At 38.3% G+C, this 12780-nt stretch carries 6 protein-coding genes; 3 read left to right on the plus strand and 3 right to left on the minus strand.

Annotated features, from left to right (window positions below):
- The first annotated feature begins 176 nt into the window (after positions 1-176).
- Positions 177-2264, plus strand: a complete 2088-nt coding sequence (gene fusA / locus IE199_RS07095; RefSeq protein WP_189768644.1) for an elongation factor G — start codon at positions 177-179, stop codon at positions 2262-2264.
- Positions 2265-4213: 1949 nt separating this feature from the next.
- Positions 4214-4564, plus strand: coding sequence for a hypothetical protein (locus tag IE199_RS07100; RefSeq protein WP_189768646.1), 351 nt, complete (start codon positions 4214-4216; stop codon positions 4562-4564).
- On the opposite strand, the gene IE199_RS07105 is transcribed toward IE199_RS07100, so the two are convergent.
- Positions 4508-5755, minus strand: coding sequence for a nuclear transport factor 2 family protein (locus IE199_RS07105; RefSeq protein ID WP_189768648.1), 1248 nt, complete (start codon positions 5753-5755; stop codon positions 4508-4510). The two genes, IE199_RS07100 and IE199_RS07105, sit on opposite strands and share 57 nt — an antisense overlap.
- A gap of 219 nt (positions 5756-5974) precedes the next feature.
- Between IE199_RS07105 and IE199_RS07110 the strand changes: the two genes are divergently transcribed.
- Positions 5975-8068 carry a winged helix-turn-helix domain-containing protein gene (locus IE199_RS07110; RefSeq protein WP_189768651.1) on the plus strand — a complete coding sequence of 698 codons (2094 nt, stop codon included), beginning with the start codon at positions 5975-5977 and terminating at the stop codon, positions 8066-8068.
- A 177-nt stretch (positions 8069-8245) separates the two neighbouring features.
- Here the strand turns inward: IE199_RS07110 and pepN are convergent, their stop codons facing one another.
- Together pepN and IE199_RS07120 are read right to left on the minus strand one after the other, a co-directional pair.
- On the minus strand, positions 8246-10939 hold the full coding sequence (pepN, locus tag IE199_RS07115) for an aminopeptidase N (RefSeq protein ID WP_189768652.1): 2694 nt from the start codon (positions 10937-10939) through the stop codon (positions 8246-8248).
- Positions 10940-11133: 194 nt separating this feature from the next.
- Positions 11134-12576 (minus strand): YfcC family protein, encoded by a 1443-nt coding sequence (locus IE199_RS07120; RefSeq protein WP_189768654.1) that lies wholly within the window; start codon positions 12574-12576, stop codon positions 11134-11136.
- Between the last annotated feature and the right edge of the window lie 204 nt (positions 12577-12780).

A 12780-nucleotide genomic window follows, 5' to 3' on the forward strand; every position in this document is an offset into this window, starting at 1 on the left:
AGATTTCGTCGCAACAATTAATATTTATTTTAAAAACACACTGTACTCCCAGGTCAGCTAATCATGTTCTTTACCAAAATTGAAGGGCCAATTAAATTAACAATAGTTATTTTTGTTTGTTCTAACATCTGGTATACTCGCGCGGTTTTTATTCACTAACCCTTTAGAGCAAAGCAATGTCAGATTTAAGCAAATACAGAAATATTGGTATTTTCGCTCACGTTGATGCTGGTAAAACAACAACAACTGAACGAATTTTGAAACTTACAGGTAAAATCCATAAGTTGGGTGAGGTTCACGATGGTGAGTCTACTACTGACTTCATGGAACAAGAAGCTGAGCGCGGTATTACAATCCAGTCAGCTGCTGTTACTTGTGAGTGGAAAAAACACCGTTTTAACGTAATTGACACTCCGGGACACGTTGACTTCACAGTTGAAGTATACCGTTCATTAAAAGTTCTTGATGGTGGTATTGGTGTATTCTGTGGTTCTGGTGGTGTTGAGCCTCAGTCAGAAACTAACTGGCGTTACGCTAACGAATCAAAAGTAGCTCGTTTGATTTTCGTTAACAAGTTAGACCGTTTAGGTGCAAACTTCTTCCGTGTTAAAGATCAAGTTAAAAAAGTACTAGGTGCAAACCCACTTGTTATGACTTTACCAATTGGTGAAGAAGATGATTTCGTAGGTGTTATCGACGTACTAGATCAAAAAGCATACATCTGGGATGACTCAGGCCTTCCAGAAAACTACGAAGTACAAGATATTCCTGCTGATTTAGCAGATCAAGCTGCTGAGTACCGTGAGCAATTAATCGAAACTGCGTTAGAAGCAGACGAAGATATGCTAATGGAATATTTAGAAGGCGAATTAGACCCTACAATCGAGCAAATTAAAGCGTGTATCCGTAAAGGTACTAACGAGTTATTATTCTTCCCAACATTCTGTGGTTCTGCATTCAAAAACAAAGGTATGCAGTTACTTCTAGATGCTGTTGTTGATTACTTACCGTCTCCGACTGAAGTACCACCTCAGCCATTAACAGATGAAGAAGGTAACCCAACAGGTAAATTCGCTATTGTTGACGCTGATGAGCCATTCCGTGCATTAGCATTCAAAATTATGGATGACCGTTTCGGTGCGCTTACCTTTATCCGTATCTACTCTGGTCGTCTTAAGAAAGGTGACACAGTACTTAACTCATTCACAGGTAAAACTGAACGTATCGGCCGTATGGTTGAGATGCAAGCCGATGAACGTACTGAATTAACCGAAGCGCAAGCGGGTGACATCTTAGCTATCGTTGGTATGAAAAACGTTCAAACTGGTCACACATTATGTGATGTTAAGAACGAATGTACACTTGAAGCGATGGTATTCCCTGAGCCAGTAATCTCAATTGCTGTTGCACCAAAAGATAAAGGTTCAACAGAGAAAATGGGTATTGCTATCGGTAAAATGGTTGCAGAAGATCCAACGTTCCAAGTTGAGACTGATGAAGAATCAGGTGAAACTATCCTTAGAGGTATGGGTGAACTTCACTTAGACATCAAAGTAGATATCCTGAAGCGTACTTACGGTGTTGAACTTGAAGTTGGTAAGCCACAAGTGGCATACCGTGAAACAATCACTAAAGAAGTTGAAGATTCATACACGCATAAGAAACAATCTGGTGGTTCTGGTCAATTTGGTAAGATTGATTACCGTATCCGTCCAGGTGAAGTTAACACTGGCTTCAAGTTCAAATCAACTGTTGTTGGTGGTAACGTACCTAAGGAATTCTTCCCTGCTATCGAAAAAGGTTTTGCTAGCATGATGCAAGAAGGTCCAATTGCTGGCTTCCCGGTATTAGACGTTGAAGTTGAATTATTCGACGGTGGCTACCACGCAGTTGACTCGTCAGCTATTGCTTTCGAAATTGCTGCTAAAGGTGCATTCCGTCAATCAATGCCAAAAGCTGGTGCACAACTTCTTGAGCCAATCATGAAAGTTGACGTATTCACTCCAGAAGATCACGTTGGTGACGTAATCGGTGACCTTAACCGTCGTCGTGGTATGATCAAAGACCAAGAAGCTGGTACAACTGGCGTACGTATTAAAGCCGACGTACCATTATCAGAAATGTTTGGTTACATTGGTCACTTACGTACAATCACTTCTGGTCGTGGTCAATTCTCTATGGAATTCAGCCACTACTCTGCAGCACCACAAAACGTTGCTGAAGAAGTTATTGCAGAAGTTAAAGCACGTAAAGACGCTAAGTAATTTAGTTTTCTAAACACGCTTAAAAAGCCTTGGTTTTTCTGTTAAGAATGCCAAGGCTTTTTTGTATCTGCTAGTTTTTAAAGCTACTGATATGTTGCTAGCGCAATGGAATTCAGCCAGCACATATAACCCAAGCAGCACCACAAAACGTTGCTGAAGAAGTTATTGCAGAAGTTAAAGCACGTAAAGACGCTAAGTAAATTAGTTTTCTAAACACGCTTAAAAAGCCTTGGTTTTTCTGTTAAGAAAGCCAAGGCTTTTTTGTATCTACTAGTTTTTAAAAATACTGATATGTTGCTAGCGCAATGGAATTCAGCCAGCACCTATAACCCAAGCAGCACCACAAAACGTTGCTGAAGAAGTTATAGCGACGTAAAAGCACGTAAAGACGCTAAGTAAATTAGTTTTCTAAACACGCTTAAAAAGCCTTGGTTTTTCTGTTAAGAAAGCCAAGGCTTTTTTGTATCTACTAGTTTTTAAAGCTACTGATATGTTGCTAGCGCAATGGAATTCAGCCAGCACCTATAACCCAAGCAGCACCACAAAACGTTGCTGAAGAAGTTATAGCGACGTAAAAGCACGTAAAGACGCTAAGTAATTTAGTTTTCTAAACACGCTTAAAAAGCCTTGGTTTTTCTGTTAAGAATGCCAAGGCTTTTTTGTATCTGCTAGTTTTTAAAGCTACTGATATGTTGCTAGCGCAATGGAAATCGGTCAGCACACTAGATTTGCTACCAATCCACCAGAGTTATAAAACACTAAAATTAGAAAAATTAAAAACGCTGCTGTAAATAACGTAGTGAAAAAATCGACAATAAAATCGCAACATTAATACAACCGATAAAGTTTAAAAATAAAATCAACCCCTTAACACTAAAAATAGCGATTAACAGTTTAGCCTTACTTGTGTCTTACAGTTGCGCTGCTAGCTTTATTCAATCAATTTAATAGATTAGATAAAGGAAAGAAAACATATGGAGTTTGCATCATCAAAGCAAAGGTTAACAAATTCTTGTGCAAAATATTCACCCTACCGGCTTATATTGTGTTGTCAAAGCGCAGTCTTGTCTTGCTGCTTATTAATCTCTGCCAATAGTGTATTTCCAGTCTTTGTGGTCACTCTATCTTTATTAGTTTTTACGTTATTTTTTCACTCTCATATAACTCAGTCGAGGTTCACTTTTAACATCGGTGAAGTGTTGCTTTATTGCCTGTTATTTTTGCTTTATCCCGGCCTTAAGGCCTTGCACACTCTCCCTTTTTATATCGTTTACGGATTAATTTTCATCGGGTTTGTCACGTTATGCCATAAAGTTGTGACGATTGAGCACTTTAAGGAACAGTCATGAATATTAGTGTCACCTTTAGAATTAATCATTTAGTAAACAGCGTGCTCTTACTTTGTCTCGTTACTTTGTTGTCGCCAAACAACCCATTCTATTTCTTGGGTTTAGGTGCTTGGCTATCTATTACCATGCTCGATGTGCTACTTGTGTTATATAAACCAACGAGATTAATTTGCACTAGATTGGCACATAAAAAATACATAATTCACCTTAATTTTGGCAAAGTATCTTTGTTGGAGAATGCCCTAATAGAAGTGTCACAATTTCTTTGTATTTATCGACTAACGTTTAAAAGTGACGACAAAAGCTACCAATTTTATTTTTTAACAAAGCCCAAATTTACTTTTGATTATTCTCCTTGCAAGAGCGACTCCTTTTTACAGTTATTCAACAGTTAAAGTGTTGCACTGAACTTTGTACTTTGAAAAATATTGTGAACGCCATACAACATTTTAAAAGCTTAAAAACAATAATAGATTAATCCCTTATATTCATAATCTTAGAGAAAATACCACGTAAAAATAGAAACTCAGCATGGTTTCAAAAAATAGCTTTTGCTAAGTTTACTATTCATTCTTTACGACATGTTACAAGGAGGAACAAATGTCGATTGTAAATGTATTATGTGTACTGTTAGTCATTGCGCTATCTCAGTTGATGTTTGGGCAGAACAAGCTCATATTATCAACAACAAAATTGTCTGCTACCGATATTGCCTTAAATACATCAATAGACAATTTATCGCTAACTGATAGCTGCTTTTTAAAAGCACAGCCGCCGAAAATATCGTTGTCTCCGGCGGCATTACTTGAGCATCAATTAAGCGCTATCATGCCAAATAGATTAAACGACGTCGAACAACTCATGGCATTTTATTTGGATCATAAAAACACGCCGTTAGTGATAATCCCACAACAAGTTTTTAATTTTCCATTGACCGTTAAGTTTAACTAAGTGCAAATATTCAACCCAGTTGTCAGAAACCATTTTAACGGTAGCCATGTTACGGTGTTTATCTAACACTGTTACATCAATATTCATGGTCGGCGGAAAGCGAACGCCATTTAGGTTCCAACTTTTAGCGAATTCTAACATCTGCTCATAAGTCGTTGCCCGAACCTCATGTTCGCCATTAGGGCCAGGAAAAGGTGGTATCGTGTGTTTGGCTAAATTGGGATGTAAAACTTCTATCATCAATGCAGGGTTCCTATCTCGCAACGCTTGGATATACCCTTTGGACACTCTGGTAATTTCATTGTCATCTTCGGCAGTTGCCTTGATCATGTTAGGCGCCATAGAAGGAAGCTTTTTAGCTTGAGCATCAAAGATATCTCTACCTTTATAATAACCTTGCTCATCGTATTGTTTTACTCCATAGGCAAATTGCCATTGATTAAGCGTTAACTTTTCCTCGCTGTCATAATATGCATACTTTACATGTTGTCCTATACCGTCATAGGTGTCTTGATAAAATGCAATACCATGTTCATTTTCTACAACCTCAAATTCACTGTTAAGATTATAGTGACGATACGGTTCATTATTAGCGTTGTATTCAATGGCAGTATCATTAAAAGGAAAATAAGGAGATAGCGGTTGTTTCTCGCCCTTTAAATTAAAGCGTTGCTCTATCACCCAATCACCTTTTATATGCCAGCGATATTCATTGATATTCCAACGAGATTCTACTGGTTGATTTTCCTTATCATAAAAATTTAACTGGTAGACAAAACCACTTTCGTCGCGGTGGTATACCTCTTTCTGTACACCGCGTATATTGATCATCGGTTCACGATTGACATCATAGAACTCTCGAATTTGACGTCCATTTTCGTCGCTAAATTTGACATATTTAACGCCAAAATTTGTCAGCGGATGAAGCCGTTGGTTGTTATAAAAGTTGTTTTCTATTTCAACAAGCCTACCGTTTTCACCGTAAGTAAAAACATAATGGGGTTGTTTTGCAGCTTGTTGCTTGTCAATCGGGTGAATACCTTTTATCTCGCCATGTAAAGATACATGATTGTATCGTAAAGAAGAAAAGTACTTAGTACTCTCCTGTGCTGTTACTAGTGAGTTCATCATCATAGATAATCCCAATACGAACCAAGTTAATGTCCCAATTACTGTTAAATGCTTTTTCATTATTATTTTTCCGCCAAAGTAGTTTTGATTTTCCATAGAATCTAAAGTGCACTAAACACCTTAGTAAGTCGTGAAATACTGGGGAAAAAACATGAAAAAAAGGTGAATTCTCCACTAAATACCCCCTTTTTTTGCCTGTAATTAAGTGATTAGGTTTTAAACTACGAAGGTTTTCTGTCAAAATCTCAAACATTAATAATAAAAAAGAAAAACAATCGTATGTTACGTTTTGGTCCATTTCAGCTTGATACATCACAAAAAAGACTTTTTGAAAAAGGGATCGAGCTGCCTATCGAACCAAAACTGTTTGATTTACTGATGTTGTTAATCACCCACACTCATCAACTGGTTTCGCGAGAATTTATTGTTGAATCCCTTTGGTCAGGACGTTATGTCACTGACAATGCAATCAACAAACAAATAGCTAACCTACGTAAACTACTTAATGATGACCCTAAGCAATCTAAATACATTCAAACTGTTCCTAAGCTCGGATATCGCTTTATTTGCGACGTTAGTGAGGTTAATAACAAATCACGTAATAACGACAAAGCCGCAAGCTTTTCTTACAAATACGTGGGTTTAGTATTCCTCGGAATATTTAGTGTATGGCTTACAACTAACCTTGTTATCGGTCACAAAACTCAAGTTGCAGAACTTCGACAAACCACGGAAGTTACACGACTCAACGGTATTGAATGGTCCCCCGTCATCTCTTTGGACAACACCACCATGTTTTTTCTGCACCAACAAGCGGTTGATAGCAGCAACGAGCTTTGGCACAAAGATTTGATAACCAATCAACTTAACAAAGTAAAAACGACCAAAACTATAGGGCAGTTGCTTCAACTCATTGAAGATAAAGACGCCCCTGAAACATTTCATATTTATTACCGACAATTTGGCGGTGAAAGCTGCGGTATTTACCAAGGTAAAACTGACAAACAACAACTGCATAGTACAGAAACCGCACTTGTCAGTTGTAACGAACAAGAGATCATTGACGCTGTGGTCGATCCTAACCGAAAATTTATAATTTACAGCGCAAGGTCAATTTTCAATCAAGCTGGGCAACTATATTATTTAGATTTGACCACAAACAGCACCAGTGTATTAAAGCAGCCAGTTCCAGCGGGTAATGGTATTGTGTCGCTTGATCTGGCTAGTGATGGCAAATCACTGCTAATGATGCAGTCAAACAATAATCGACATTCAGATTTATATACATTAGCGTTAGATACCAACACCTTAACTCTACAAATGAGTTTCGATTATTATATGGCCAAGGCCAGTTTTGATCATGATGCAACAGGGGTTTACTTTTTTGCGCCGCTACCTTCCAATCATATTAAACACCAACCATTTGGCTCAAAACAAATATCTACTGTGGTAAGTGCCTCAGATTATTTGACAAGAGATATCAAGTTGGGCCCAGACAACACCTTATATTTTGCAACTCGAAATAGAAATTTTGACAACGTTTTGCTCGACAACAACCAAAAATTAAAACTTAATAACTCGTCTGTTTATGACATTGTGCCAACACTTTTACATCAGCAAAATAAGTACTTGTACGTTTCAAAGCGTACTGGACAATGCCAGATCTACCTAGCAGATTTAGACACGGGTGATAGCAAGATATTGTCTAATTTCAGTAATTATTTAGTCATTCGTCATTTACAAATATCTCCTGACGATAAGTCTCTGTTGTTCGCCGATCATAACAATGTTTGGCGCATAAATTTATCAACACAAGCAAGTGCTTCAATACCATTTTCCCTTAACAACGCCGAACTAGTACATAAGAGCAACGACATCGTCATCAATTTAGAGTGGCTCAATGAAAGTCATTATGTCATTTCAACTTTAAATAAAGAGAAGCGTAACGTTTTACATAGTGTATTGGATGCCCAAACTACCGTACTGCCCTCAACATGGCGTCACTATATTACTGACGACCAAGATAACCGGCAGCTGCTTGTTATTGATGCTGAAACTGGCAATGCTTATTTCACACAAACTCAACTGATTACGTCTGGCGCTTCCCTAGAGCCAGAACATTTACAGAAAGTAGCAATAAATTTACCCAATAAGCTGCTTCACCCTAAGTTAATAGGTAATAAGTTAAATTTTGTTACCCACGAATCGGGACAAACCATTTTTAACCAGCGTTCTTTAGACGACAACAACGATAAAATGAACAAGTCACTAAACGGCTACTATACCTATGATGCTAACCATAAAATGGTTGTGATAAGCGATTTGCATAGTATTAGCGGAGATATTCATAAAGCGAGTTTATCACTTGATTAATGTTGAAAATAACCAAGCGAGTAGGGAATTAAATGAGCTTGAGATAGGTGATAACGTTTTATATGAAGTGTTCAACAATTTAGCAAATAAACTTCAATAAATAGAAACTCGGCTAACTATACATATGATGTATAAGAATAGCCGAGTTTAATTAAGCGTTAGTTACAACTACTACAACTACAGTAGTTTTAGCGCTTTTACGCAGCGTTGAACACCTTGGTGTCTTGCTTTTACGGTTTTAAGTACTTGTGGCTTCATATCTTTATATTCTTCCACTAGTTTAGCTAATTCAGCTTCACTTTCTGCAGTACACTGTGATGGCAGCATGCTACCCGTAAATGAATCAAGTAAGCTCAGATCGTCACCTGCATTTAATTTTGGAATTTGAGCCAAAATACGATCTTTATAAGGCGCTTCTAAAGCCGATTGCTCTGCCGGGAACAGACCCCACATGATATAACGCAATGTAGAAAGCTTAAGCTTATCTGGGTTATTGATAACCACGTCAAACCACTTGGCTTTAACTTCAGCTTCCGGTCTTACAACTTCAGCATAAATGGCATTTTTAACACCAGTATCAGAGTTATCTTTTGCTTTTTCTGCCGTCAGTAATGCCGCGTAATTACCGTATTGATAACGATTTAATTGGCCGACAATACCCCAACGCTTGTCTTGATCAATAGTTAAACCTTCAAAGCTTTTTTCACCTTGTAAAATAGCTAAAAGATTTTTTAAGTGGACATCTGACTTGCTGAATGATGCATAACGACCGTACCACATTTTTTGTAAATCTGAACCCGCTGGCGCGTTTTCTAGTAGTCGTAAATAAAGATTTTCAACGTCTTGATATAGCGCAGAATAGTCTTTTTTACCTAAACGCGTCGCCGTTGATAAATACCCCATAGCTGAAGACAAGCTAGATGAAATCTTACGGATCACGTTATAGTCTTGCTCGCCCTCAAGGTTAGCAATAGCAAAATGCACAAATTTGTCCGCGGCTAAATTAGCATCACGCACACTATCTGCTAGGCTTTGCCACAGCATTAATCGCATAGTGACACTTTCAACTGCATTAATGTGTTTCTCTACTGACTGCAAAGATTTTTCATCTAGGTCAACTTTAACAAAGCCCCAATCTCCCTCATTTGGATACACAAGATCTGGACATTGTTGGCCAACAGCATCAGTTACTTGTGTAGACTCACCGTTATACATAACAGGAATTGCAGAAGATAAGGTCATTGCCTCGTCATTAAAGTTATATAAACCTACTTGGACACGCTGTTCACGTAAAGTTGGGTAATCAGCTGGAGCACTCTGCAAAATTTTCATTTCGCTGATTTTACCCGCTTCACATTGGTAGCTGACTTTAATGGTATTTAAACCAGCATGATACAACCAATCTTGTGTCCATTGGCTCATATCTTTACCCGCTGCTTTACCAAGCTCACCGATAAAGTCATTTAACTCAGTATTTTTATATGAAAACTTCTTCAAATAATTGCTAACACCAACTCTGAAGTTTTCCTCTCCTAAATAATACGGTAATTGTTTTAGTACTGAGGCGCCTTTACCATAGGTAATCCCATCAAAGTTTGTTAACGCATCACCGGTCGTTTCAACAGGAAGTTCAATCGCATGGGTATTTACCGAGTCATCACTACGATACGCCCATTGCTTTGTCCCTGAATAAAAAACATCCCAAGTATTTTCAAAATCACTGGCTTCAGCAACTTCCAAATTGGCCATGTAAGTTGCAAAGCTTTCATTTAGCCACAAGCCATTCCACCAACGCATAGTAACTAAGTTACCAAACCACATATGTGCCATTTCATGCGCAATTACATTGGCAAGGCTCATCTTAGATAACGTCGATTTTTCACCGCGTGAAATATAGTTTTCATTGAAAGTTACAGCCGCAACATTTTCCATCGCCCCCGCGTTGAAATCTGGCGCAACAACTTGGTCATACTTACCAAACGGATAGCGAACATCAAAGTATTCATTAAAGAACTTAAAACTTTGTTTTGTTGGTACAAACCACTCTTCTGTGTTGACATATTGCGCAAGGCTTTGACGGACAAATAGTCGTAGCGGAATATCTTCAAACTTGTCTTCCCACACAGCATATGGGCCAGCGTGAAGCGCAAAAATATACGACGAAAATTTAGCAGATTCAGGGAAGTGCCAAACTAAAAAGTCACCTTTTTGTTCTTTTTTGCTTTCAAGCGTTGAAGAAATAATTTGCCAATGTTTAGGGGCTGTTACCGTTGAAGCATACGTTGCTTTTAAGTCAGGCTGATCGAAATGCGGGAATAATCTATTGGCATCATATGGCTGGAAATCTGTGTATAAGTATACTTCGCCATTTTCTGGATCGACAAAACGGTGAAAACCAGAACCATCTGTTGAATACGGGCGCTCATAAGCGATGGTGACTGTTTGTCGACCTTGAGCTAATTGGTTTTTAGGGATAGTAATAAACCATTTTTGGTAATCAAATTCTACGTTTTGTCCATTAACCTGCACACTAATAATTGTGCCTTCATCAAAATCAATGGTCAGATCATTTTGATTATCTTTGCTTAAGTCAAAATGAATTTGAGTCACACCAGAAAATGACTCTGATTTATTATCTAAGTTAAAAGCTAAGTCATAATTAACATTACTGACCTGCTCCGCTCTCAATTTTGCATAATCTTCATGCAGTGATTCACTTTGCTGGCGAATCATTGACGATGCTTGTGGCGCTTCTTTTACCGTTTTTGTGGTGCTATTATCTACACTTTTTTCGCATGCACTAAGCAATACCAGCGATGCAGCTAGCGCCGCTGTCATCGCTTGATTTAAGCGAGTTTTCTTTAACTTCATGGGAATTTGACCTTTGTCGTTATTGTTATATTCCAACCAACATAGCACTGCCATGTTAATGATTTGTTATACCACAGGAGACAAACAAAAATCTTAACGATTTCGACAATAAATCAAAATATTGAGACAAAAGGAAAGTATTAAAAGGTGAGCTTCAGCAACTAGCACTTAAACTAGTTGCTGAAACGATAATCTTAAGGGTTTATCGACGATACGGTTGTTGCGCTATGATTTGCAGCTTTTGGCTGAACATCTTCACCGTAACCGAAGGTTACCGCGAGTACCAGCACGATCGATGCTGCTAACATAAGCTTTGCAATTAACGGTAAACAGAATCTAAACCATAAATGATAAGGCACACCAGCCATACCAATAATACCCATTAATACAGCATTGGTTGGTATGATCATATTCGAGAAGCCATCACCAAATTGGTAGGCTAATACCGCCACTTGACGATATACCCCGATAATATCTCCCACAGGCGCCATTAATGGCATAGTAACGTAGGCTTGACCACTACCAGAAGGGATGAACAAGTTCAGTAAGGTTTGCATCAAGAACATACCCACCGCAGCCATTTCCGCACCTAAATATGACAATGGTGTAGACATACCATAAACAAGCGTATGTAAGATTTGGCCATCTTCCATAATCAGGGCAATACCACGTGCAATACCAATTAATACACAAGTACTGGCAAGGTCTTTAACGCCCTCTATAAATTCATTTGCGGCACGGTCTGCACCAATTTGGCCAACGATAGTTGTGAAAATACCCCATGAGATGAAAACAGCTCCCAGCTCATACAAATACCAGCCATTTTGTGAAATACCCCATACCGCAGTGGCAATCGCAGCAACCAATCCAAATAAGATCATCTTATGACGAGCATTAAGTTTTGGATAATCTGCCTGCTCAGCACCAGCTAAAGGACAAGGCAAACCTTTAGTCATTGATTGCTCAGGATCTGCATGTACTTTTTTAGCGTAACTCCACACATGATGAAATCCGATTAAAACGAAAGGTACAAATATAGCTAACCTAAGTTCAATACCTGAATAAACAGGAATTTCAGCTACCTTCTGTGCCACCATAACAGTAAAAGGGTTAAACGCCGACACACCATAACCAATACCGTAACCGGCTACAACCATACCAACGGCAGTCATCGCATCTAATCTCATCGCCTTACAAAGGCCAACGAGAATGAGTACAAAAGGAATATATTCACCTGCTGTACCTATTGCGCCAGATGCCATAGCAAAACAAAAAACCACCATAAATATTAATAGGTTAGGTTTATGGCCAAAACGTTCTAATAAATTGCCAATTAAAGCGTCAATCGTGCCTGTGGCTCGAGCAATCGCTAAAACACCACCAACAATAAAAACAAAAAAGATAACATCTTGAGCGGCAGCAAAAGCACGAGGAATTGCGACAAGAAAATCCATTGGAGATAATCTGGTTTGTTCTTCAGCAAGAGCATATGTACCTGGAACAACAGCTTGTCTACCGTTATCGAGTGTAGTGGTTTCGAAAAAACCTTGTGGTACTAACCAAGTAGCAATGTAGGCGACTAACATCATACCTAACAGCAGTATGAGCGTATGTGGTACTTTGAATCCTTCTTTCATGGACCTTTACCTTGATAAAAATTTGGCGCAGTTTACTAAAAACTGGCTATGCAGGGCAATTGTTAAGCGATAGTTAGTTAAAGTTTTCAGATTAGTTAAAAGTTTCACCATCGCTAACCTTACAGATCAAATACATTCAACATTTGAATGTATTTAAAAAAATTTTTCCGTTACTTATTTTCTTCACTATTTTCTATAGTAAAG

Source organism: Thalassotalea marina (genome assembly GCF_014656435.1).
Classification (GTDB): domain Bacteria; phylum Pseudomonadota; class Gammaproteobacteria; order Enterobacterales; family Alteromonadaceae; genus Thalassotalea_C; species Thalassotalea_C marina.

Bases quoted from the DNA above. Each gene is read 5' to 3' on its own strand.
- fusA (WP_189768644.1), top strand. From the start codon at position 177: ATGTCAGATTTAAGCAAATACAGAAATATTGGTATTTTCGCTCACGTT.
- IE199_RS07100 (WP_189768646.1), top strand. From the start codon at position 4,214: ATGTCGATTGTAAATGTATTATGTGTACTGTTAGTCATTGCGCTATCT.
- IE199_RS07105 (WP_189768648.1), bottom strand. From the start codon at position 5,755: ATGAAAAAGCATTTAACAGTAATTGGGACATTAACTTGGTTCGTATTG.
- IE199_RS07110 (WP_189768651.1), top strand. From the start codon at position 5,975: ATGTTACGTTTTGGTCCATTTCAGCTTGATACATCACAAAAAAGACTT.
- pepN (WP_189768652.1), bottom strand. From the start codon at position 10,939: ATGAAGTTAAAGAAAACTCGCTTAAATCAAGCGATGACAGCGGCGCTA.
- IE199_RS07120 (WP_189768654.1), bottom strand. From the start codon at position 12,576: ATGAAAGAAGGATTCAAAGTACCACATACGCTCATACTGCTGTTAGGT.